Consider the following 22,868-nt stretch of genomic DNA (forward strand, 5'->3'; position numbering starts at 1 on the left):
ACTCACCAAAAGCCAATCGGCTGACATCCTTTCGTCGGACGGGGCCGAGTTGGGCCATGAGACAGGGATGGCCCGATCACCGCAGGGTGGGCCTCCAGCGCACGAGAAAGGACCGTGGGTCCGGGAATGACCCCGGACCCACGGTCCTTCTGTACTCGACTCAGCTACCGGTCCCCGGCAGCCCCGGCCTGACCGGCGGCTTCACCGGCGGCTTGGGCTTACCCGGCTTGACCGGCTTGACCGGCTTGACCGGCTGTCCCGGATCCGTCGGTGCAGGGGTCGGGCTGGGCGAGACCACCGGCGGCGTGGGAGCCGGGGTCGTCGGGTCCACCGTCGGAGCCGGGGTCGTCGGGTCCACCGTCGGAGCCGGGGTCGTCGGGAGCCGGGGTCGTCGGGTCCACCGTCGGAGCCGGGGTCGTCGGGTCCACCGTCGGAGCCGGAGTGGGTGTGGGTCCCACCGGCGGCGTCGGAGTCGGTGCCGGCGGCGTCGGAGATGGGGTCGGGCTCGGTGGGGTCGGCGCCTCGACCTTCACCAGACCGGCATCCAGCCAGGGGACATCCGTGATCTCCGGTCCACCCTCGTTGACACCCTTCGCAGGGGTGGTGAACTCCACCACGCCCCGGGCGTCGACATCGGAGTCCGTGATGTCGTCCCCCTCATCCTTGACGGTCCATTCGAAGCCCTCCGGCTTGTCGAACCTCAGGGAGTAGGTCGTCCCGGGGACCAGGTTGTTGAACCAGTAGTAGCCTTCCGCATTGGTCCTGGTCACCGCCACCTCGTCACCGTTGGCATCGATGAGGGTCACATCGACCCCGGCCACGGGAGCCTCCCCGGCGTCCTGCAGCCCGTTGCGGTTGGCGTCCAACCAGACGTAGTCACCCACCGAGATCCGCGCCTCCACGGTGACATCGGCGTGGGCGTCGTTGTCGGTGACCGTGGCGGCGGTGTCCAGCCTCAGGTTGTCCGGGTCGCCGGGATTCGGGGTCGGGACCACCAGAACATTGGTCTCCGGGAGCCAGTCCGTCTCCAGCGGCAGCACATAGGCCACGTTGCGGGCCGTACCGGCGAAGTTGCCCCTGGCCAGCGCGGTCACCCGGATCGGCTTGGCGGTCTCACCGGGCCCCAGGGCCACGTTGCTGACACACACGAGCGTGGGGGTGTCACAGGTGTAGCCCTCACCCGACAGATTCGTGACGAGCAGCCCGAGGGGGGGAAGCTCCTGCACGGACCACCCGGCCAGCGCGGCCACCGGCCCCTCGTTGCGCGGGGTCAGCTCGAAGATCACCTCGCCACCCGGGCGGACCGTGCCCGTCGTGGTGAGGCTCTTGGTCAGCACGAGGTTGTACTGGAGCAGACCACCGTCCAGCGACGGATCGTCCGCTCGATCTGCGCCGAGTTCGTTCCGACCCGCTGCCGGGGCGGTGAAATCGATGGTGCCGGCATTGCCCCGGGCGGGGTCCTGCACCACGTCGGAGTCCTTGTCATTGGACGCGTTGCCTCCGGCATCACCGGTGGTCCACATGGCGCCGTCCGGCCCCTCGAGAACCAGCTTGTAGGCGGCCCCGGCCACCAGGTCCTTGAACCCGTAGTGGCCCTGGGCATCGGTCGCGGTCACGGCGACGGTGCGGCCATCGCGGTCGACCAGGGTCACCTTCACGTCCTTGACCGGGGGCTCATCGGCACCCTGCAGGCCGTCACGGTCCGCGTCGAACCACACGAGGTCCCCGACGGAGACCAGCCTCACCAGACCGGCGTCGAGCTTCGGCTCATCGGCCTCGCCCGGGCCGACCCGGTTCTCCCCCGTGGCGGGAGCGGTGAACCTGATGACGCCATCCGCGTCGACATCGGAATCCTTCGCCTCGTCGTCACCGGCGTCCCGCAGGGTCCAGGCGGTGTTCTCCGGCTGGGTGAACTCGATGATGTACTCCTTGCCGGGAATCAGGTCCGAGAAGGTGTAGGAGCCATCCGTGCCGGACTCGGTCCCGACCAGCTCGGCGCCATCGGTGTCCTTGAGCACCACGCGGACCCCGACCGCCGGTTCCTCACCGTCGTCCTGGATGCCGTTGTGGTTGGTGTCGTACCAGACGTGATCGCCCACGGAGACCAGCGTCCTGGCATAGGTGTTGACGAAGGCGGCCTCGACGACCGCCGGATCCTTCTGGATGGTGACGGTCTGCGGCGCGGGCGCCTGGAGGCCATGCCCATCGACCGCCGCGGAGGCGGCGTCCTCGGTGATGGTGCACTCGGTACCGACGGGGAAGGTCCGGTCCGCCTTCACGGCGACCTCATCACCCTTCGCGGTCACGGTGCCCTCGACCGGTGCCCCGTCGACCTGGCAGGAGTAGGTGAACGTGAAGCTCTTCTCCGTCACGCCGGGGGCGCCGGTGGCGGTCTTCTTCACCTGGAAGGTCCCCACCTGCCGGGTGTAGGTGTTGACGAAGTCGGCACGCACCGGATCCAGGGCGATGGTCACGGTCCTCGCCTCAGGCTGGACCAGGTCATAGCCCTCGATCGCGGCGGAGGCGGCGTCCTCGGTGATGACGCACTGGGTGCCGACCGGGAAGGTCGCCCCGACCTCGACGGGGTTCCCGTCGCCCTTGACCTGCAGGCTTCCCTGCTCAGCGCCACAGGTGTAGTTGAAGGTGTAGTCCTTGGCCTCCGCGCCCAGAGCCCCGGTTGCGGTCTTCGCGACGCGGAACGCCCCGACCTGCTGGCTGTAGGTGTTGGTGGCCACGACCTCGGCGGTCTGGCCCGCGACGATCCGGACCGGGCTGGTCGCGACCTCGGACACCAGTGCGTACCCCGGCACCTCGGCAGCTGCGGTGTCCTCGACCACGGTGCACTCGGTCCCGTCGGCCAGGGCCTTCGAGGTCCACGTGCCGTCGGCGGCGAGCTTCACGGTCTCAGGCGCCTCGGCACCACAGGTGACGGTGAAGGTGAAGTCCGCGGGCAGCGTGGCGCCGTCGTCGTTCACCACCTTCTTGGTGAGGGTGAAAGTGCCGGTGGTGGCCGCATAGGTGTTGGTGGCCGTCACGGCGACGGTCCGACCGGCCTCGATGGTGACGGACTGCTCCGGGGCGGGGGTCAGCCGATGCCCGGCCACCTCGGTGCCGTCGAGCTTCTCGGTCACGGTGCACTGGGCGCCGCCCGGAAGCTCCGGGGATTCCACGACGTCACCGTTGGACGGCACCTCGAGGTCCCCCTCGGTCGCCGCCGGGTCGTTGCAGACGTAGTGGAAGGTGAATCGCTCAGGAGCCGCCGCACCGCCGGTGAGGCCCTCCACCGTCTTGGTGACGGAGAACTTACCGGTGGTCTGCCTGGTCAACCGGTTGGTCAGGTCGACGGAGGCCACCTGCCGATTGCCGATGACCACCTCGCTGACGGGCTGGTCCTTGACCGTGAACGCGAAGCTCTCCCATGCGTAGCCCGCGGGGGCGGCCGCCGGGTTGGCCAGTTCGGCGAAGGTGACCGTGGTTCCCGTCGGGAAGGTGGTGGCGGCGGTGGGGCCGTAGAAGGTGACCTTCTCCCCCACCTTGGCGGTCAGGGTGACCTCACCACCGGTCCTGGCCGCGTTGACGGTGCCGGGCGCGGTCCAGCCCGGGTAGGCGTCGACGGTGCGCTGCTCCGGCAGGACGTAGCTGGCGGTGACGGTGAAGGGGGTTCCCTGCTCCACCAGAGCGGAGCCGGGACCGCCGACGAACTTGGTGATCGCGAAGCTGCCGAAGTCCGGACTCATCGCCACATCGGAGGTGAAGGCGGACCCGAAGGAACGGGTGTAGTTCGCCTGGACGTCGGCGGCGTCAAAGGCGAAGGTGTTCTCGTACTTGAAGCCGGGCTTCAGCTTGCCAGGGGTCAGCGGGAGCCCCTTGTAGGTCAGGCTGTAGTTGGTGTTCTCAGCGAACGGACCGGTGATGGCGACCTTCGCCACCTGGCCGTCCGGGGTGGATGCTTCGGGCGTGACTTGAAGCGTCCAGGTCCCCTTCTCCGTCGTGCTGGGGGTTCCGTTGCCGAGGGCGAGCACGACGTCGGGCGCATCGGTGTCGGTGTCCGCCGAGTCCAGGAAGGAGAGCTTCCAGTTCGCCGGATCGTCGAACTTCAGCCCCGAGCCGATGGTGTCGGTGAACTCCAGGGTCTGCTCACGACCATCGAAGGTGAGGGTCGTACCGGCCTGTCGGGCCAGGAAGGCGAGGGTCTTGCTGGTGGCGAAGCTGGTGGAGATGCCCAGGTTGAAGGAGATGTCGTTGCTGGCGGGGCCGATACCGCTGGACCCCTTGGCGAACTGTCCGGGGCTGAACTTGTAGGGGTTCTTCGGCTTGGCGGCGCCGATCCCTCCGGTACCCGGCAGGTCGACATTGACGGCACCCGTCGGTCCGCTGAAGGTGAACGGCAGCACCTCGGCGGTGGTCGCCGCCTGCGCCTGGAGCTGAACGCCGATGTTGCCGCGGAAGTTCTTGAAGTCGGCCGCGACCAGTTCGGCCGCCTTCTCGTTGAAGGTGCAGGTGAACTTGGCGGCCTGGATCTCGCAGGAACCCACCGTGGTGTCGGCCTGGCTGTCACCGGTGGTGTCGATCCTCAGTTCCGGCCTGCCGAGACCACCCGCGGTGGTCAGGGCGGCCCGGATCTCCGGGGGCAGGGTCACCGTGAAGGACTCCCCCTGGCTGAGCGGGGAACCGTCCGGAAGGGCCCAGGCGACGTCCAGCTTGACGCGATCCTGACCACTGTCGAGGGTCAGTTTCGACCCGTCGTTGATCGGGTCGCCGCTGGTGTCGATCTTGGTCAACGTGGGGTTGGAGAACTGGATGTGTGGGTTGTCCGCGGCGTGGGCGGGAAGCGTGACCCCTGTCAGGGCCACGGCCACCGTCGAGATGACGGCCGCTGCTCTGGCGATCGTCCCCCTGCCTCCGCGTGCCGGCGACCTCAATCTCATGCCTGCACCTTCCGAAGTCGATTCGCGTTGGCTGCTCCGGTTCCCAGAGCATGCCGACCTTGAATCACCGAAGCTACCTCACAAAGCCTTGGAGAACTATTCGGCCGACACAGTAACCGACTTTTGTCAAGGTGTTGGGGCGACGGCGCACTCACCTTTGGTCCAGCCTTTCGGCCAGCCGGGAACGACGACGGGGGGCCGCTTCGACAGCGACCCCCCGAGATCATGACGGCATCAGTTCAGCGGCGGCGGGTTCTTCCGCAGCTCAGCTGCATCGATGCCCTTGTTCGGGGCGACCTCGGCCTTCGCCTCGTTGAGGGTGACGAAGTTGAAGGTGCGCCACTCGTTGGTCACCAGCTTCGCCCGGGAGAGACCGACACCCGGCAGGTAGGAGTAGTAACTCTCCTTGTTGGTGGGGTCCTCGGGGTCGAACAGCTGCAACTTGGCGTCACCGACGCGGGCATCCTTGTTCGGGTAGTAGTCGGCACCGACCTGGATGAGGTACTGCGCCTGGTCGCGATCGTCCGGCAGCGACGCCTCGCCGACGACCAGCTTGGCGTCGACCTTCACGTGCACGGCCTTGATGTCCCACGTCGGGTAGCCGACCAGCTGACCCCAACCGTGGTAGAGGCCTCCCTCGGACTTGCTCGGGGGCAGCACCTCGATGGCGTTGCCAACTCGGCGCAGGCTCGGGACCTCCACCTGGTTACCCATGAGGTGCACGGGGTAGAGGGCGCCGTCGAGGGTCTGGATCTGCACGGTGTGCCAACGGTTGGTGGACTTGCGCAGGATGTTGAGCCGGATCTGGCCGATGTGGACCCGGGTGTTGACGGCGTTGTTGTCGTCCGTGGGCTCGATGAACATCCACGGGGAGATGGCGGTCCACAGGTCCGCATCACCGTAGTCCGGGTCGACGAGGACGTCGCGCCAGTAACCGGGGGTGTTGGTGCCGCGCGGGTCGTTGCCCATGGAGTTGACGCCACGGTACTGACGTCCCGGACTCGTGCCATTCGGATTGCCGAGGACCACTTCGTTCTCGAGGGTCATGTCCTCGATGAGGGTCTCAACGGTGTTGGTCCCGGCGGGCGGGGCGTCCTGATCCGCCTGGGCGGGCAGCGCGGCCATTCCGACAGCAAGGGCGCTGACGAGCGCGATGGCCGTCTTCTTGAATCGATGAAGCACCTTTGCTCCTTTCCTGTGAGTAGAGCTCCATTCAACGTGACATGGAGCGAGTCTGCAGGTCCCCCCTGAAAGCTGTGGGAGCGCTCCCATGAATCGCTCAGTCATTCTGGCCATTTCTATCAGGAACTCGCAGTCAGCGCCACATCGCGCACAGTCATGGTGATCCGTGGAGCGGGCGACGGGAGTCGAACCCGCCTCTGAAGCTTGGGAAGCTTCCGTTCTACCGATGAACTACGCCCGCACTCGTCGTAGGACTCCTGAAGTCTAGCCGATCCACCGCGCCTCCTCGCAACCGGCGACGGGAACGCTACGGTGATCCCGTGAGGACAGGGCTGCCCCGACGCATCGCAGAACGACTGCGCCGCCCCGCGCGCCGTGGCGTCTCACCCTTCCGCATCACCCCGTCGGAGATCGTTCGCCCGCGCTCCCTCGACCAGATCCTCCACCTCTTCGCCTGGGCCACCGAACACCGTGGGCGACTCACGTTCCGTGGCGGCGGCAGCAGCCTGTCAGGTCAGGCGGAGAGCCCTCACGTCATCGTCGACCTCTCCCGCTCCTTCCGGCAGATCGAGGTCCTCGACGACGGGGAGCGGGTCCACGCGGGGGCCGGAGCCACTCTCGCCGAGGTCAACTCGCGTCTGGCCCGTCACGGACGTCGTCTCGGCCCGACGATGGCGAGCGCCACGGTGGCCACGGTGGGTGGCCTCGTCGCCACCGATGCGGCGGGCCCCGCCCCGGCAGAGGGGCAGCAGCTGCGGGACACCCTCGAGGACGTCGTCGTGGCCCTGCCCACCGGCGCCATCCTCGACACCCGGCAACGCAACGCCGAGATCTCACTGCGGCTCACCGACCCACACCTCGTCCAGGGCCTCCTCACGCTCCGCCACCGCCTGGAACGCCCCGACACCACCGCCGAGGTTCGGCGCCAGTTCGCCATTCCGAACACCATGGGCTACCGGGTGGCCGCCCTCCTCGACCACGACTCCCCCGTCGAGATGGCCAAGCACCTCATCGTCGGCAGCGAGGGCACCCTCGGCTTCGTCGCCGAGGTGACGCTGCGCACCGTACCCCTGCGGCCACGGCCCCGACCTCGCGACCTCGAGGCCCCCTACACCAGCCTTGCCCGCCGCCTGCCCGGGCACGTCCTGCTGGAGGACTTCGCCGTTCCGGCCACGGCCATTGACGAGACCGTGGCCGGGCTGCGCGGGCTGCTCGTCAAGCATTCCTTCACCACCGAGGGGATCACCACCACCCCCGATGGCTGCATCCGGTACGCGCTGACCGTGGATCTCGACGATGCCGCCACCCAGCGCCGTTTCCGCCGGTACCGGCGTGACGTCGTGGCCCTCATCCGCGCACACGGCGGCAGTCTGCGGGCCCATCACGGCACCGGCAGGGCGATGTCCCCGTTCATGCTGGACCAGTTCGGTGACGAATTGTTCGAGGTGATGCGGGAGGTCAAGCACACCTTCGACCCTGCGATGATCCTCGGCCCCGGCATCCTCCTCACCGACGACCCCCTCACCCACACCCGCGACCTCAGACCGGGACGTTCCCGCAGCCTGCTGTCCCGACTGGGGTCCCGGCTGGGCCCGCGCAACGGGAGCCCCACGTCGTGACCCTCCCCCGAACCCCGACGGCACGAGGCCCTATGCTTGACCACATGAACATCCTCGGCATCGACGTTGGCGGATCGGGCATCAAGGGCGCACCGGTGGATCTCGACAAGGGCGACTTCGCCATGGATCGGCTCCGCATCCCCACGCCGACCAAGTCGAGCCCGGCAAACGTCGCGGAGGTCGTCGGCCAGATCTGTGACCACTTCAAGGACCACATCGGCACTGATTCCCGGATCGGTCTCACCATCCCCGCCCCGGTGGTCCACGGCCGGGTGCCGTTCATCGCGAACCTCCACAAGTCGTGGACGGGGCTCCAGGCCGACGCGTTCTTCGAGGAGGCGCTGGGCCGCCCGGTGACCCTCGTCAACGACGCCGACGGCGCGGGCCTGGCCGAGGTGCACTTCGGCGCCGCGAAGGGCAACGACGGCGTGGTCATCATGACGACGCTCGGCACCGGGATCGGCACCGCCATCATCCACCGCGGCGTTCTGGTGCCGAACGCAGAGCTGGGCCACCTCGAGCTGGCCGGCCACGACGCGGAGACGCGTGCGGCGTCGTCGGTGAAGGAGAACGAGAAGCTCAGCTACAAGGTCTGGGCGAAGGAACGTCTCCAGCCGTACTACGCGCACCTCGAGATGTTGTTCTCCCCCGACCTGTTCGTCGTCGGCGGTGGCGTGAGCAAGGACTCGGAGAAGTTCCTGCCGCTCCTGGAGCTGCGGACCCCGATCGTCCCGGCGGCGATGCGCAACCGTGCGGGGATCATCGGTGCGGCCCTCGCGGCAGCCGACGCCAACGATCACCCGGGGCACTGAGCAAGCGAAACCAGCAGCAACCCCCCACTCCTGATTCGCCTGCCTTGGGTCGGAAACGCCTGCCCAATTCCAAAACGCCTTTCCAGTTGGACAGGCGAACCACGAAAATGACAGGCGAACCGAGGTCAAGACAGGCGAATCCAGTGGCAACGCGAATCGCGGGATGGATCGGAGCTGGATCTGGGCGGAGCCAGCAGACGAGCCGAATGGGACGCACGGCGCGGGTCGGAGACCCACCCGGCCTCACATCCGTTCGGGTGCCTCGATCCCAAGCAGGTGGAGACCCGTGGCCAGAACCGCTCGGGTCGCGGCCACCAGCGCCAGCCGTGACGAGCGGACCTCGCCCTCCGACTTCAGCACCGGGCAGGCCTCGTAGAAGGCCGACAGGGCCGTGGCCAGCTCGTAGAGGTAGCCACACAGCTTGTGCGGGGTCAGCTTGAGCGCCACCTCGTCGACGATCTCGCCGAAGCGGCTGAGCAGCAGCGCCAGGTTCTGTTCAGCCGGTTCGTCCAGGACCACGACCGCCCCCCAGCCGTGGCCCTGCGCCTCGGCCTTGCGCAGGATCTGGCAGGTGCGGGCGTGGGCGTACTGGAGGTAGGGGCCGGTGTCCCCGGTGGTCTGGACCATGCGCTCCGCGTCGAAGACGTAGTCCTTGTGCAGGGCCCCCGAGAGGTCGGCGTACTTGATGGCTGCCAGCGCGATGTCCGGGGCGGCCTCCTCCTCCGCGAGATCGAGCAGGGAGGTCAGGGACACGGTGCCGCCGTCACGGGTCTTGAACGGCTTGCCGTCCTTGCCCAGCACCATGCCGTAGCCGACGTGCTGCGCCTGGACGTCCTCAGGCAGGTAACCGGCCTTCCGGGCAGCGCCGAACACCTGCTGGAAGTGCTGCGACTGGCGGACGTCGGTGACGTAGATGATGCGATCCACCTTCAGCTGTGAGGTCCGGTAACGGATGGCGGCGATGTCGGTGGCGTCGTAGCCGTAGCCGCCATCCGACTTGCGGATGATGATGGGGGCGTCGTAGCCCTCCACCCACACCACCAGGGCCCCGTCGTCGACGACGGCGATTCCCCGCTGTTCGAGATCCGCCGCAACCTCCGGGAGGGCGTCGTTGTAGGTGGACTCCCCGGCCAGGTGCTCATCGGTCAGCAGCACGCCGAGCCGCTCGTAGGCGGCATTGAACCCGGCGAGGGAGACGTCGATGAGCTGCTTCCAGATGGCGCGGGTCTCCTCGTCACCTCCCTGGAGCTTGACGACGCGGGCCCGGGCGCGGGTGGCGAACTCGGGATCGTCGTCGAAGTGCTTCTTCGAGTCCTTGTACAGCTGCTCGGCACCGGCCAGGTCGAGGGAGGTGACGTCGACGCCGTTTTCCAGGATGTGTTCCACCAGCATCCCGAACTGGGTGCCCCAGTCACCGATGTGGTTCTGCGGGATGACCTCGTGCCCGAGCGCGGTGAGCAGCCGGTTGAAGGCGTCACCGATGATCGTGGTCCGCAGATGCCCGACATGCATCTGTTTCGCGACGTTCGGGGCCGAGTAGTCGATGACGATCCGCTGCGGGTGGGAGGTGAGGTTCAACCCGTGGTTCGGGTCCTCCAGCACCGTCGTCGCGGCCTGCGCCAGGACATCCGTGCGGATGCGGAAGTTGATGAACCCCGGACCCGCGATCTCCAGCGGCTCGCAGATGTCGCCGACGTCCAGCTGCTCGACGATCGACGCGGCCACCTCGCGCGGGGGTCGGCCCTGCTCCTTCGCCAGGCGCAGCGCCACGTTGGACTGGAAGTGGCCGAACTGTGGCTTGGTGGCCGGACGCATCTCCGGGTCGACACCGGTGAGAGCGCGCAGCCGCGAGTCGAGAAGGGCAGGCAGGGATTGCATGGGAGCCATTCTTCCACCAGCGGCACGGAGCCGCATCCACCCGTCCGACCCGAGGCCGGCTCAGCCTCTCTCCTCGTTCTCCTCGGGTTCGGGTTCCGGCGTGGCGACGAGGGAACCGACTCCCTGTCCCGGAGCGGTCCGGCCGACGGCGAGGGCGAAGTCGTCACCGTGGGCACTGACCCCCTCGACGACCGCCTGGTCGATCGCCATGTCGGCATATCGACCCCGTACGATCCGCGGGTCGTGCTGCAGGTCCTTCATGAGGGCGACGACCATCGCCAGCATCACGACGAGGAAGGGCAGTCCGGCCACGATGGTGACGGCCTGCAGCCCCGACAGCGCATCCTTGCCTCCGGCGACGAGCATGATCGCGGCGACGGCCCCCGTCACGACACCCCAGAAGATGACGGTGGTGCGGCGAGGCTCCATCGTGCCGTTCTCGCTCAGGGTCCCCATGACGATGGAGGCCGAGTCGGCCCCTGAGACGAAGAAGATGCCCACCAACACCATGACCAGCACCGAGGTCACCGACTCCCACGGCATCGTGTGGAGCAGGGCGAACAGCGTCGACTCGGCGTCACCGGTCTCGGAGAGGGCGGCTCCCTGCTGCTCGGCGTGGATGGCGGCCCCTCCGAAGGTGCAGAACCAGACCAACGACACCATGCTCGGCAGCAGCAGGACCCCGGAGACGAACTGGCGGATGGTCCGCCCTCTCGAGATGCGCGCGATGAACATGCCGACGAACGGCGTCCACGACACCCACCAGGCCCAGTAGAAGATGGTCCACGAGCCCAGCCATGCGTCCGCCTCCGCCCCGAGCGCCCCCGTCGTCGACGACATCATCATGATGCGCTGGAAGTAGGTGCCGAGCGTGGTGGGCAGCAGATTGAGGATGAGCACCGTCGGCCCCACGACGAAGACGAACAGGGCCAGCACCACGGCGAGACCCATGTTGACATTGGACAGCCACTGGATGCCCTTGGCGATCCCGGACACCGCGGACAGGATGAAACAGATGGTCAGGCCGCAGATGAGCAGGATGAGGACGACGTTTCCGACCTCCCCCACCCAGCCGAGGATCTCGGCACCATGGGCGATCTGCAGCACTCCCAGGCCGAGCGAGGTGGCGGACCCGAAGAGGGTCGCGAAGATGGCGAAGATGTCGATGACCTTGCCGCCGGGGCCATAGGTCTGCCGTTTCCCGAGGAGCGGCTCGAAGACCGCGGAGATCGTGAGGGGACGCCCCTTGCGGAAGACGCTGTAGGCGATGGCCACCCCCGCCACGGCGTAGATCGCCCACGGGTGCAGTCCCCAATGGAACAACGTCGTGGCCATGGCGTTGCGCACCGCATCCGCTTGGCCGGCCGAGGGCTGCCCCGGTGGCGGGCTGAGGAAGTGCGCGAGCGGCTCGGCGGCGCCGTAGAACATCAACCCGATGCCCATCCCGGCGCTGAACATCATGGCCACCCAGGAGACGGTCGAGAACTCGGGACCCTCCCCGTCCCGGGCCAGCGGGATCGCGCCGTAGCGACTCGCCGCCAGCCACAGGATGAAGAAGACGAACCCCGTCGCGGCCAGGGCGAACAGCCAGCCCGCGTTGCCGACCACCCAGGTGAGTCCCGCCCCTGAGGCCCTGCCGAGACTGCCGGGGGACAGCACCCCCCACAGCACGAAGGCAAGGGACATCACGGCGGTGAAGCCGAAGACCACCTTGTCCAACCTGCCGGGCTGCTCGTCGCCGTACTCCTCGACGGTGGGTTCCAGGGCCGGATGGTTGATCGTCTCCCCCCGCGACCTCCGCAACCCTGCCATCCCTGCCCACGACAGCCTCGGTCCGCTCCTGCGTTCCCCCCGCTTGCCTTGGACTCGCACGTCCTCACTCCCTACTGGTCGGTTTCCTTGTCGATTCCTCAAGGCACGCTACCCGCCCGAGGGGGCGTTGCCGCCTCATCCTGTGTGGGCCGTTGGGTCAGATTTCGCCGGATCAGCGCCCATTCGATGACCTCCGACATGGCCAGTTCCCTGGCTGCGGCAGCCGCCCCGAGCGGGACGACGTCGTGGCCCAGCGAGGAGGCGACGATCTCCGGCGCAGGCATGCCCGTGTCCCGGCGTCGCCGTTGACGTGCGGCCTCAAGAATGGCCCCGATGTCCCCGGCGACGGGACCTGCGACGATGATCCTCGCGGGGTCATAGACCGTGGCGAGGAGGGTGAAGAGGTTGGCGAACCTGTCCGCCAGAGCGTGGAACAACGGGGCCGTGACGGGGTCGTCGGCATTCAGGTCCGCCAGGAGGCTCTCCCTGGGACGCCTGTCCTCAAGAAACTCCCGCCATGGATGCCCTTCGGCCAGCTGATCGGCCCGCCAGTGGGAGCGGATGAACTTCTCGACCACCTCGTGCACCCCCTGGGACCCACCCACCCCGGGCACCCGATCGAGGAACCCCAGTTCGCCGACCCCGCCCCGGGCACCCCGCACCAGGTGTCCGTCGAGCACGACTCCCGCCCCGAGCCCCCAGGCCGCCAGCAGCGTCACGAAGTTCCGTTGCTCCTTGGCGGCGCCGAAGTGACGCTCCGCGAGGGCGGCGAGGGCGGCATCGTTCTCCATGCGAACGCAGCGGTAGTCCTGACGGAAGGACTCGAGCAGGTCGGCATGCATGACCCGCCAGAAACCGCGCTGTCCCTCGGGCGAGCACCCCTGGTCATCGACGGGGGCGGGGACACCGATGCCGAGTCCGACGACATCACCCGGCCCCAACTCGAGTCCGCGCAGGGCATCGGCGACCGCGGCCATGGCGAGGCGACGGCGGACGGTGGTGTCCTGCCGGAAGGATGGTTCCGGGTCGGGGATGCCGACGGACCGCCGGGCCCGGACCTCGCCGACGAGGTCCGTGACGACCACGGACATCGAACGATGCCCGGCCTCGAGTCCGACGAGGACCCCGGCCTCGGCCCGGATCCTGAACCAGCGGGCTGGCCGCCCCGTGCCGCGGTTGCCCGCCTCACCCGTCGCCGTGGACTCCTCCATGAGCCCCAGATCAATGAGCGCGCCGAGGGCCTGCAGCGTCGTGGAGCGGGTGAAGCCGGTGTGTTCCATGACGTCGTCGGCGCAGAGGGTGCCCCCGTGCCAGGCGACGCCGAGCACCTGGCTGGTGCTGGCCCGCCGAACCAGCCGGACCGGAATCGAATCCACCGCACCCCCTTGGGAAGTCCTGCATCGTTGCTGTACACTAACACCATCCATTTGATTCAACGAGTGAATCAAATGCCTTCCACGGTCGACGGCGACGAGGAGAAGCGCATGACCACCACACCTCGCGAACGCTCTTCGCGATCCTCCACCCCCCTCACCAGACGAACGTTGCTGGCCTCCGTCGCCGGCATAGCCGCAACCGGATCACTCGTCGGCTGCGCGGGCGGGAAGAAGACGGTGCTGTTCCACCAGTCGAAGCCGGAGGCGGTGCCGTACTTCCGGGACCTCGCAGTGAGATTCACGGAGTCGCAGGGGGACCATCGCATCCTCCATGACATCTCCACGAACCTGTCCGCGAGTTTCGTGCGGAACAACCCGCCGGATCTCGGCCTGCTCAACTACAACCTGGAGATGGCCCGTTTCATGGAGCGCGGCGCCCTCAGCGACCTCTCGGACCTCCCGGCGGCGGGACGGATCCGGGAGAGCATCGTGGAGTTGTCCCAGTCCTATCCCCAGTACCCGGGCCGCACGAGCGTCATCCCCTACTCCGCGATGGCGGCCTCAGTCATCTACAACAAACGGATCTTCGAGGACAACGGCATCGAGGTTCCCCGCACCTGGGATGCCTTCATCGACATCTGCGAGCGACTCAAGGGAGCAGGGATCACCCCCATCTACGCCACCTTCCTCGACACCTGGACCATCATGCAGGGCTGGCTCGACTACCCGGTCGGGGGCATGGTCGACGTCGCAGAGTTCTACCGGGCCATGAACCAGCTCGGCCCGGACGTCCGCCCCGACTCCGAGGTGTCGTTCTCCAGCGTCATGCTCGAGCCGGTGCGGAAGATGATCGAGCTCACCAAGTACTGCAACGAGGACGCCCAGAGCCGCACCTACGGCGACGGCAACACGGCCTTCGCGAACGACCAGGCGGCCATGATCCTCCAAGGGCCGTGGGCCTTCGGCGAGTTCGAGAAGGCGAACAAGGACCAGGATCTGGGCACGTTCCCGTTCCCCGCCACCAACGACCCCGCCGACCTCAAGGTCCGCGTCAACATCGACCTGTCGCTGTGGGTGCCGGACGCCTCGGACGCGAAGGAGGGGGCACGCCAGTTCCTCGAGTTCCTCATGCAGCCCGACATCCAGCACCCCTACAACGCGCAGTTCCTGGGTTTCGGCACCACGAAGGACGCACCAGCCGTCACCGATCCCCGCATCATCGGGATGAGTGAGTACTACGAGAAGGGCCAGTTCTACATGGGGGCCTCGCAGTTCATCCCCCGGAACATCCCCTCCTACAACTACTTCCAGGCCATCGCTCTGGGAGCCGATCCAGAACCCGTTCTCGCCCAGCTCGACCGCGACTGGGCCCGGCTCGCCTTCCGAGACTGAGGAGTCCAGCCATGACAGACACCCCCAAGACCCCGCTGCGACGCCGCCCGGTCGAACCCATCTACTGGTTCTTCCTGCTGCCCGCTCTGCTGGCCTTCACCCTGCTCGTCGCCTACCCGGCCATCGAGGGCCTGGTGATGAGCTTCACCAATTCCATCGGCTTCGGCGACTTCAAGGTCGTGGGCCTGCGCAACTACATCGCCCTGTTCCAGGACGAGAACATCCTCGCCTCCTACGGCTTCACCTTCCTCTTCGCGATCACAACGGTGATCCTCGTCAACGTCATCGCCTTCTTCCTCGCCCTGGCGTTGACCGCGAACATCAAATTGAAGACCCCCCTGCGGGCCATCTACGTCATCCCCATGGTGATCTCGGCCATCATCTACTCCTTCGTCTTCAAGTTCCTGTTCAACAACTCGCTGCCCCAGGTCGCCCAGGCGCTCGGCATCGAGTCCCTCTCCACGAGTCTGCTCGCCAACGAGGGCCTGGCCTGGTTCGCCGTCGTGCTCGTCACCACCTGGGGTTCGGTCCCCAGCGCCCTGCTCATCTACATCGCCGGGCTCACGACGATCCCCGGTGAGGTCTACGAGGCAGGCTCCATCGACGGCGCCACCGGCTGGCAGAAACTGCGCCACATCACCTTGCCCCTGGTGGTCGGCTACATCGGCATCAACATGGTGGTGGGCCTGAAGAACTACATGCAGGTCTACGACCAGATCGTGGCCCTCACCGCCGGTGGGCCCGGCACCGCCACCCGCAGCGTCGCCTTCACCATCTTCGACGGCTTCAACGGCGGCGACTACGCCTATCAGATGGCCAACGCGGCGGTGTTCTTCGTCATCGCCCTGGTCATCGCAGGGATTCAGCTTCGATTCACGCAGAGGAGCACGGACCGATGAGCACCACGATCGCCCCTGTCCCCACGACCGCAGCGACGCGCTCCCGTGGCCGAGTCGGCCAGGAACGCACCAACTGGCCGGTCACCATCCTGCTCATCCTGGGCAGCGTCACGGTGCTCGTGCCCCTGTACGTCACGGTCTCGATGGCGTTCAAGACCACTGAGCAGTCCACCGACCTCAACGCCTTCTCCCTGCCGTCCCCCTTCTCCTTCGAGGGCATCAAGGAGGCGTGGGAGCTGACGAACTTCCCGCGCGCCTTCCTCGTCTCCCTCATCGTGACCCTGGTGGCCGTGGCCGGCTCGATCCTCATCTCCTCGATGGCCTCCTACGCCATCGTGCGGAACTGGGATCGGAAGTTCTTCCGCTGGTCGTTCTTCTACCTGTTGGCGGCGATGTTCATTCCCTTCCCCGTCGTCGCCCTGCCCCAGGTGAGGTTGACCGGCCTGCTCGGGCTGGACAACTACGTCGGTGTGGCATTGCTGCACATCGTGTTCAGCCTCGCGTTCAACACCCTGCTGTTCACCGCGTATCTTCGCTCCATCCCGCTGGAACTGGAGGAGTCGATGCGGGTCGACGGTGCCACCACCGCCCAGACGTTCTGGAAGTTGATCTTCCCGCTGCTGGCCCCCATGGCCGCCACCGTCGGCATCTTCTCCTTCCTCCACTCGTGGAACGACTTCATGATGCCCTCGCTCATCATCTCGCAGCCGGAATGGCAGACCATTCCCGTGGTGAACAACATCTTCCAGACCCAGTTCAGCAACAACTACAACGTGGCCTTCTCGTCATATCTCATGGCGATGGCCCCCGCCATCCTCGTCTACATCCTGGCCCAGCGCTGGGTGATGTCTGGCCTCACCCAAGGAGCCATCAAGTGACCTCAGAACAGGCACCTCCGCACCGCCCTGACGGCTGGTGGCGCCGCGCCGTCGTCTACCAGATCTATCCCCGTTCCTTCCAGGACTCGAACGGTGACGGGGTCGGGGACCTGCGCGGGATCATCGGGCGCCTCGACCACATCGCCGATCTGGGGGCGGAGGTGGTGTGGCTGTCCCCGATCTACCGCTCCCCCATGGTCGACAACGGCTACGACATCTCCGACTACCGTGACATCGACCCCAGTTTCGGCACCCTCGCCGACTTCGACGAACTCGTGGCCCAGGCCCATCGCCGAGGCCTGAAGGTGATGATGGACCTCGTCGTCAACCACAGCTCCGACCAGCACCCGTGGTTCCAGGCCTCGCGGGAGGCCGGGTCGCCCCTGCGGGACTGGTACCACTGGCGTCCCGCCCGGGACGGCATGACCCCGGGCGAGCCGGGGGCCGAACCCGATGACGGGGCAGGTGCGTTCGCGCCCCGCAACTGGCACTTCGATGCCGCCAGCGGCGAGTACTACTACGGGCTGTTCAGTCCCGGCCAGCCGGATCTGAACTGGGAGAACCCTGAGGTGCGCCAGGCCGTGTACGACCTGATGCGGTTCTGGGTGGATCGCGGGGTGGACGGGTTCCGGATGGACGTCATCAACCTGATCTCCAAGCCGGCCGGCATGACCCGCGGCGGCACCGTCGAGCCCGGGTCGAGTCACAGCGAGGCCGTCACCAACGGGCCTCGGCTGGACGAGTTCCTCGCCGAGATGAACGCCGCGGTCGGGCTGGGCAGGCTGGGCCTGGTGACCGTCGGGGAGATGCCCGGGTCGACGGTGGAGGTCGCGCAGCGGGTGACGGACCCGGCCCGGAACGAGCTGGACATGGTGTTCACCTTCGAGCACATGGGCATGGATCAGCTGCCGGGGGGCAGCAAGTGGGACCTGGCCCCACTCGACCTGCCCGGGTTGAAGCAGAACCTGGCGCGCTGGCAGGAGGGGCTGGCCGAGACGGGGTGGAACTCGCTGTACCTGGACAACCACGATCAGCCGCGGCTGGTCTCCCGGTTCGGCGATGACTCCCCCACCCATCGGGTGAACTCCGCGAGAACCCTGGCCACAGTCCTGCACCTCCACCGGGGCACCCCCTACGTGTACCAGGGCGAGGAGTTGGGCATGACCAACTTCCCGTTCCGCACGATCGACGACTACCAGGACGTGGAGAGCCTCAACCATCATCGGTTGGCACTGGCCGCCGGGCGCGACGAGGCGGCGGTGCTGCGAGAGCTCCTGGCGAAGAGTCGGGACCACGCCCGCACCCCCGTGCAATGGGACGACTCGGAGCAGGCGGGCTTCACCACGGGCACCCCGTGGCTGCCGGTGAACCCGAACCATGTCGAGATCAACGCCGCGGCGCAGCGGGAGGATCCCGACTCGGTGCTGGCGCACTACCGTCGACTCATCGCCCTGCGCCGTGAGGACGACACCGTGGTCGACGGCCGGTTCGAGCTGCTGGTACCGGACCACGACCGGCTGTGGGCATTCACCCGCACCCTGGGAGAGGACCGACTCCTGGTGCTGGCGAACTGCTCGTCGGAGTCCCTGGACCTGGCCTCGGTGGGGCTGCCGTGCGCGGAGGGGGCCGAGCTGCTGCTCGGGGTCAACGTCTCCGAGGATCCGCACCGGATGAACCCATGGGAGTCGCGGGTGCTGCGGCTGGCGAAGGAGAAGCGGTGAGCACGGATTCCGCGACGTGGTGGCGGAACGCGGTGGTCTACCAGATCTATCCGCGGAGCTTCGCTGACGGCAATGCCGACGGGATCGGGGATCTGGCAGGTATCCTCGCCCACGTCGACCACCTGGCATGGCTGGGGGTCGACGCGGTGTGGCTGAGTCCGTTCTACACCTCCGAGCTGGCCGACGGCGGCTACGACGTCATCGACCACCGGGCCATCGACCCCAGGATCGGCACGCTCGAGGAATTCGACGCTCTGGTGGCTGCCCTGGGCGCGCACGAGATCAAGGTCATCATCGACATCGTGCCGAACCACTCGTCGGACCTTCATCCCTGGTTCCAGGAGGCGCTCGCCTCGGGTCACGGCTCACAGGCCAGAGGGCGGTACCACTTCCGGGACGGCACCGGGGAACGGGGTGAGCTGCCACCGTCGGACTGGGAGTCACTGTTCGGCGGCCCGGCCTGGACGAGGGTCGACGACGGGCAGTGGTACCTCCACACCTTCGCCAAGGAGCAGCCGGACCTGAACTGGGATCATCCGGAGGTGCGCCGGCACTTCCTGGACGTGCTGGAGTTCTGGGCGGACCGGGGTGTGGCGGGGTTCCGGATCGATGCCGCGCACATGCTCATCAAGCACCTGCCGGAGGCCCTGCCCAGCCAGGCCGAGCTCAACTCGTGGAGTGGGGTGGGCGATCATCCGGTGCTGGACCGCGACGAGCTGCGGGAGCTGTACCGGACGTGGCGCGAGGTGTTCAACCGCTATGACCCGCCGCGCACGGCGGTGGCGGAGGCGGCCGTCCCTGCGGAGCGGGTGCCGATGTACGCCAGTCCGGAGACCCTCGGGCAGTCGTTCTTCTTCGACCTGCTGCTCGGCGACTACGACGCACGGGACTTCCACGACACGATCGACCGTTGCCTCGCGACGGCGGCCGCGACGGGATCGTCGGTGACATGGGTGCTGAACAACCACGACACGGTGCGCTCGGCCAGCCGGTACGGCACCCGATTCGCAGGGATGGGACCGAACGGGTTCCCGCTGGTCAAGCACGGGATGGACTGGCTGCTGGCCCACGGCGACCCGGTGCTGTGCGATGCGCCGCGCGGGTTGCGACGGGCCCGGGCGGCGGCGCTGGTCATGCTGGCCCTGCCCGGGAGCGCCTACCTCTACCAGGGGGAGGAGCTGGGGCTGCCGGAGGTGGCGGAGATCCCTGATGATCGGCGTGCCGATCCGGCGTTCTTCCGCAACCCCGGGGTCGACATGGGGCGCGACGGCTGCCGGGTCCCGTTGCCGTGGACCCGTACCGGGGCCTCGTTCGGTTTCGGTGACGGCGGGGCGCACCTGCCGCAACCAGCCTGGTTCGGTCGATACAGCGTCGAGGCGGAGCGGGAGGACCCGAACTCGACCCTCCACATGTACCGGGAGGCGCTTCGGCTGCGTCGCGAGTTGGGAGGAATCGACGAGCTGGAGTGGCTGCCCACCGACAGCGACGAGGTGCTCCACTTCCGTCGGGGTCCCTGGCAGGTGGTGGCGAACTTCGGCCCCGCCCCGGTCCCGCTGCCGGAGGGTCGGCTGCTGCTGGCGTCGGGGGAGCTCGGGAAGGACCTGCCGGGCGAGACGACCGTCTGGCTGGTGGACGGCTGAGTCACCTGACACCTCCGTCTCCCTGGTTCTTGGCGGGGGAACGAACGGGGAGGTCAGGCCAACAGCGTGACCAGATTGTGGGCGGATCTCGGTAGCGAGCGTTTCAGGGCACGGTCCAAGGTGACCAGCACCATCCGATGCCTGGCTGCCAGGTTGACCAGGTGGAGATCGGTGACCTGTCGGTGACCTCGCAGTCCGTCCAGGCCGGTGGTCGCATCGGCGAGGCTGGCATCATCGGGGACGAAGACGGCCCGAGCGTCGTTGCGCAGGCTGCGAAGTGACCGGATTGCGTCCAACGATGTCATCTCACACCCCATCACCGTGGGGTTCAGGGCAAGACGTAGCAGCCCCGTCTCGGTGATCGGCGTCGTCGCGAAGCTCTTCACCGAGCCGAGCCATTCCCATGCGACGGCGTGGGCGACATGGTTGGGCTGAAGCAAGGCAAAGAGCACGTTGACATCGGGCAGTTGCGTCTCAGTCATCATCAAGGGCCTCGGCCACCATGTCGTTGGTGATCACATGTCCTTCGACAGCGGGCAGGAGGATGATCCCTTCCCGACGGGACTCAGGTGAGGACTCGGCATCCAGCCCGGCCAGCGCCAGCTCGGACAGAGCCTCACCCATGGTGAGGCCACGCTGCCTGGCTCGCGCCCGGGCTGCAAGCACGACCCGCTCATCCAGGTTCACAGTCGTCCTCATGACCCAATGCTACATCACGCATCACGCATCATTACCTACCTCAACAGCCCATCTCGCCTCTCTCGACGCACCGCCACAGCGACTCGTGCTCGCGGATGTGTCGGGTGGTGTCCAGCCACCACGGGCCGTGGAAGTCGGTGAACATACTGGCCCACGGTTCGACAGCCTGGCGGTGGCTGCGCTCCAGGTGGTCGTACATGGCCTGCGCCCTGTCAGCCAGGACCTCGGGTAGCGCTCGGCGCAGCTCCTCCCAGGCTCCGTAGCCGTCGAGGAAGGCGACGAGACGGCTGGCCGACTCCTCGGCGGGGGCGTCGGGGAACAGGTGGGCGAAGGAGATGGCGGCGTAGGCGAGGTCCCACAGACGGCTGCTCGGCCCGGCCCCGTCCCAGTCGATGAACACGAGCCGGTCACCGTCGATGACGAGATTCCACGTGGCGAGGTCGTTGTGGCAGACGAGGTCCGGGGTCGGAGCGGGCAGCAGCACCGGCCAGTCATCGGGCACCGTGAGGGCCGCGCTGGCGTCGTGGATGCGACGGATCAGCGCCCCCACCCGCCGGATCACGTCACACCCGAGTGGGGTCTGGTCAATGGCCATCGTGCCCGGAATGTGTTCCAGCACCAGCCTGCCCTGATCGTCGCGGCTCAAGGGCGCGGGCACGTCCAGCCCAGCCGCTCGAAGTGCCTCGAGAAACTCCACGACCCGCGGAGTCGTCGTGGTCCACGGTTTGCGCACCGTGTCACCGACCCTGACCACGGCCCCGGAGGCATTGCCGCCGTCGAGCTGTTCCTCCGAGGTCACGGGATCGGCCATACCATGATGAGGCACGGCGTCGCTTCGCCCCACAGATCGGGTCACGCGGTTCCTTGGCTGGGGGAGATGGCTTTGTGCAGGACTGTGGCAAGGAGATCGTTGCGCCCGGTGTCCTGGCTGTGAAAGCGGGCCTGCACGAACTCCTCACGCAACGGCGCACCGACCATGAACTGCGCCGTGTCGATCCGGTAACCGGCTTGCTCCGCAAGCTGGAAGAAGAACACGAACTGGCTACGGGTGTTGCCTTCTCGGAAGCTGTGAATCACGTTCAGCTCTCCCCAACTCTCAGCCAGTTCCTCGACGAACACCACCTGGCTCAACCCGCGCAGCAGGTTCTTGCGAGCGAGTTTCGTGTACTCCGCGTGGGCCGCTGCCGTCAACGCGGGTCCGGCACCGTAGTACGCGTGCCCGTCCTTCGTCATGAACCGCCCAGCCGGTCCGATGCGTTCCTGCCCTGCCCACTCGTAGACATCCTGGAAGATGTGCCGGTGGATCCGTTTCATGTGCTCGTAGTCGAAGCGGCCCTCGATGGGGTGAGCTCGCAACTCGGCCAGCCGGAACGCCGCCGCGGTCTCTTCCAACACACGCAGCACGGCAGGGTCAGTCTCCCCATAGGGTTGCCCCGGCGTGGTGAACTTGTTCCGCAACACAGACGTACCCGGAATGAAGTAGTCATCCCAGGTACGAAAGTCAGCACCATCATGCTCAGGCATCAGCCCTGGACGTGTCGCCGCATCTTGGCGATCGCCTCGGCAACGGTGAGTTCCTCTCGGGCGACACGATCCAGGAGGGCGCGCAGCACCGGGTCGGTGATCTCGTGTCCAGCCGCCCCGAGAGCAGCGTCTGCGAACGTCACACGCTCGATGGCTTCGTGAATCGGCGAATCCGTGATGGTGGCAGCAGCACGAGGCATGAGCCCGCTCCTCTCCTGGACTTCCTTCCACCCTACCAACGTCACCCTGTTGTGCATGATCGGGCTGATTCCCCCAAGAACCCTCTACAATGACATGACGCCTTTCAGGGCCTCGGTCATGGCTGATGGGCTCAGGACGCCGACATGGGTCTGCCGCACGACTCCCTGCGCGTCGACGAAGTAGTGGGACGGCACCCCCATGATCCCGTAGGCCGCTGCGATCTGCTGCCCCTGGTCCGCGATCTCGGGGAAGTCGTTGCCGACGCGCTTCGAGTAGTCACTCACCGCGGTCTGCGGCTCGCCCACGT

General features: G+C 67.2%; 18 protein-coding genes and 1 tRNA gene. 7 read left to right on the top strand and 12 right to left on the bottom strand.

What is annotated here, in order from left to right; translation table 11 throughout:
- Positions 1–218: 218 nt before the first annotated feature.
- From EII35_RS10335 to EII35_RS10345, 3 genes are all read right to left on the bottom strand, one after another.
- Positions 219–4,928 carry an SdrD B-like domain-containing protein gene (locus EII35_RS10335; RefSeq protein WP_125228389.1) on the bottom strand — a complete coding sequence of 1,570 codons (4,710 nt, stop codon included), beginning with the start codon at positions 4,926–4,928 and terminating at the stop codon, positions 219–221.
- A 234-nt stretch (positions 4,929–5,162) separates the two neighbouring features.
- Positions 5,163–6,110, bottom strand: coding sequence for a hypothetical protein (locus EII35_RS10340; protein ID WP_125228390.1), 948 nt, complete (start codon positions 6,108–6,110; stop codon positions 5,163–5,165).
- Between the two features lie 167 nt (positions 6,111–6,277).
- Positions 6,278–6,351: transfer RNA gene (locus tag EII35_RS10345), tRNA-Gly, on the bottom strand.
- 79 nt (positions 6,352–6,430) lie between these two features.
- Between EII35_RS10345 and EII35_RS10350 the strand changes: the two genes are divergently transcribed.
- Together EII35_RS10350 and ppgK are read left to right on the top strand one after the other, a co-directional pair.
- Complete coding sequence (locus tag EII35_RS10350; protein ID WP_125228391.1) at positions 6,431–7,729, top strand: FAD-binding oxidoreductase; 1,299 nt, start codon at positions 6,431–6,433, stop codon at positions 7,727–7,729.
- Between the two features lie 44 nt (positions 7,730–7,773).
- Positions 7,774–8,541: a polyphosphate--glucose phosphotransferase gene (ppgK, locus tag EII35_RS10355; RefSeq protein ID WP_125228392.1), complete on the top strand. Its 768-nt coding sequence runs from the start codon at positions 7,774–7,776 to the stop codon at positions 8,539–8,541.
- A 243-nt stretch (positions 8,542–8,784) separates the two neighbouring features.
- Here the strand turns inward: ppgK and argS are convergent, their stop codons facing one another.
- The 3 genes from argS to EII35_RS10370 form a co-directional block, all read right to left on the bottom strand.
- Positions 8,785–10,419, bottom strand: a complete 1,635-nt coding sequence (gene argS, locus EII35_RS10360) for an arginine--tRNA ligase (RefSeq protein ID WP_125228393.1) — start codon at positions 10,417–10,419, stop codon at positions 8,785–8,787.
- A gap of 60 nt (positions 10,420–10,479) precedes the next feature.
- Positions 10,480–12,231, bottom strand: a complete 1,752-nt coding sequence (locus EII35_RS10365; RefSeq protein ID WP_125228394.1) for a BCCT family transporter — start codon at positions 12,229–12,231, stop codon at positions 10,480–10,482.
- 98 nt (positions 12,232–12,329) lie between these two features.
- Positions 12,330–13,607 carry an ROK family protein gene (locus tag EII35_RS10370; protein WP_185744276.1) on the bottom strand — a complete coding sequence of 426 codons (1,278 nt, stop codon included), beginning with the start codon at positions 13,605–13,607 and terminating at the stop codon, positions 12,330–12,332.
- 72 nt (positions 13,608–13,679) lie between these two features.
- Here EII35_RS10370 and EII35_RS10375 point away from each other — a divergent pair, with 72 nt between their 5' ends.
- From EII35_RS10375 to EII35_RS10395, 5 genes are read left to right on the top strand one after another with little or no spacing between them, the layout of a single operon-like run.
- A complete protein-coding gene (locus EII35_RS10375) occupies positions 13,680–14,999 on the top strand; it encodes an ABC transporter substrate-binding protein (protein ID WP_221739730.1) in 1,320 nt (439 codons plus the stop codon).
- Positions 15,000–15,010: 11 nt separating this feature from the next.
- The gene (locus EII35_RS10380) at positions 15,011–15,898 is read left to right on the top strand and encodes a carbohydrate ABC transporter permease (RefSeq protein WP_125228396.1); all 888 of its coding nucleotides are present in this window, start codon (positions 15,011–15,013) and stop codon (positions 15,896–15,898) included.
- Positions 15,895–16,776 carry a carbohydrate ABC transporter permease gene (locus EII35_RS10385; RefSeq protein WP_125228397.1) on the top strand — a complete coding sequence of 294 codons (882 nt, stop codon included), beginning with the start codon at positions 15,895–15,897 and terminating at the stop codon, positions 16,774–16,776. Before EII35_RS10380 ends, EII35_RS10385 begins: the two co-directional genes overlap by 4 nt.
- Complete coding sequence (locus tag EII35_RS10390; RefSeq protein ID WP_125228398.1) at positions 16,773–18,497, top strand: glycoside hydrolase family 13 protein; 1,725 nt, start codon at positions 16,773–16,775, stop codon at positions 18,495–18,497. Before EII35_RS10385 ends, EII35_RS10390 begins: the two co-directional genes overlap by 4 nt.
- Positions 18,455–20,137: a glycoside hydrolase family 13 protein gene (locus tag EII35_RS10395; protein WP_125228399.1), complete on the top strand. Its 1,683-nt coding sequence runs from the start codon at positions 18,455–18,457 to the stop codon at positions 20,135–20,137. Before EII35_RS10390 ends, EII35_RS10395 begins: the two co-directional genes overlap by 43 nt.
- A 53-nt stretch (positions 20,138–20,190) precedes the next feature.
- On the opposite strand, the gene EII35_RS10400 is transcribed toward EII35_RS10395, so the two are convergent.
- The 6 genes from EII35_RS10400 to EII35_RS10425 all read right to left on the bottom strand — a co-directional run.
- Positions 20,191–20,622, bottom strand: coding sequence for a TA system VapC family ribonuclease toxin (locus tag EII35_RS10400; protein WP_125228400.1), 432 nt, complete (start codon positions 20,620–20,622; stop codon positions 20,191–20,193).
- Complete coding sequence (locus EII35_RS10405; protein WP_125228401.1) at positions 20,612–20,836, bottom strand: hypothetical protein; 225 nt, start codon at positions 20,834–20,836, stop codon at positions 20,612–20,614. Before EII35_RS10405 ends, EII35_RS10400 begins: the two co-directional genes overlap by 11 nt.
- Positions 20,837–20,876: 40 nt before the next feature.
- Complete coding sequence (locus EII35_RS10410; RefSeq protein WP_125228402.1) at positions 20,877–21,647, bottom strand: phosphotransferase; 771 nt, start codon at positions 21,645–21,647, stop codon at positions 20,877–20,879.
- 41 nt (positions 21,648–21,688) lie between these two features.
- Positions 21,689–22,360: a Fic/DOC family protein gene (locus EII35_RS10415; RefSeq protein WP_125228403.1), complete on the bottom strand. Its 672-nt coding sequence runs from the start codon at positions 22,358–22,360 to the stop codon at positions 21,689–21,691.
- Positions 22,360–22,560: an antitoxin VbhA family protein gene (locus EII35_RS10420; RefSeq protein ID WP_185744277.1), complete on the bottom strand. Its 201-nt coding sequence runs from the start codon at positions 22,558–22,560 to the stop codon at positions 22,360–22,362. The genes EII35_RS10415 and EII35_RS10420 overlap by 1 nt, the downstream gene beginning before the upstream one ends.
- 84 nt (positions 22,561–22,644) lie before the next feature.
- The coding region (locus EII35_RS10425; RefSeq protein WP_125228404.1) for a TlpA family protein disulfide reductase at positions 22,645–22,868 on the bottom strand (224 nt) is incomplete at its 5' end.

The sequence above is a fragment of the Arachnia propionica genome (genome assembly GCF_003932785.1).
GTDB classification, from domain to species: Bacteria; Actinomycetota; Actinomycetes; order Propionibacteriales; family Propionibacteriaceae; genus Arachnia; species Arachnia propionica_B.

Coding starts and splice junctions, on each gene's coding strand:
- EII35_RS10380 (WP_125228396.1), top strand. CDS start 15,011: ATGACAGACACCCCCAAGACCCCGCTGCGACGCCGCCCGGTCGAACCC.
- EII35_RS10415 (WP_125228403.1), bottom strand. CDS start 22,360: ATGCCTGAGCATGATGGTGCTGACTTTCGTACCTGGGATGACTACTTC.
- EII35_RS10365 (WP_125228394.1), bottom strand. CDS start 12,231: ATGGCAGGGTTGCGGAGGTCGCGGGGGGAGACGATCAACCATCCGGCC.
- EII35_RS10395 (WP_125228399.1), top strand. CDS start 18,455: ATGGGAGTCGCGGGTGCTGCGGCTGGCGAAGGAGAAGCGGTGAGCACG.
- EII35_RS10375 (WP_221739730.1), top strand. CDS start 13,680: ATGCCTTCCACGGTCGACGGCGACGAGGAGAAGCGCATGACCACCACA.
- EII35_RS10385 (WP_125228397.1), top strand. CDS start 15,895: ATGAGCACCACGATCGCCCCTGTCCCCACGACCGCAGCGACGCGCTCC.
- EII35_RS10405 (WP_125228401.1), bottom strand. CDS start 20,836: ATGAGGACGACTGTGAACCTGGATGAGCGGGTCGTGCTTGCAGCCCGG.
- EII35_RS10400 (WP_125228400.1), bottom strand. CDS start 20,622: ATGATGACTGAGACGCAACTGCCCGATGTCAACGTGCTCTTTGCCTTG.
- EII35_RS10335 (WP_125228389.1), bottom strand. CDS start 4,928: ATGAGATTGAGGTCGCCGGCACGCGGAGGCAGGGGGACGATCGCCAGA.
- EII35_RS10410 (WP_125228402.1), bottom strand. CDS start 21,647: ATGGCCGATCCCGTGACCTCGGAGGAACAGCTCGACGGCGGCAATGCC.
- EII35_RS10420 (WP_185744277.1), bottom strand. CDS start 22,560: ATGCCTCGTGCTGCTGCCACCATCACGGATTCGCCGATTCACGAAGCC.
- argS (WP_125228393.1), bottom strand. CDS start 10,419: ATGCAATCCCTGCCTGCCCTTCTCGACTCGCGGCTGCGCGCTCTCACC.
- ppgK (WP_125228392.1), top strand. CDS start 7,774: ATGAACATCCTCGGCATCGACGTTGGCGGATCGGGCATCAAGGGCGCA.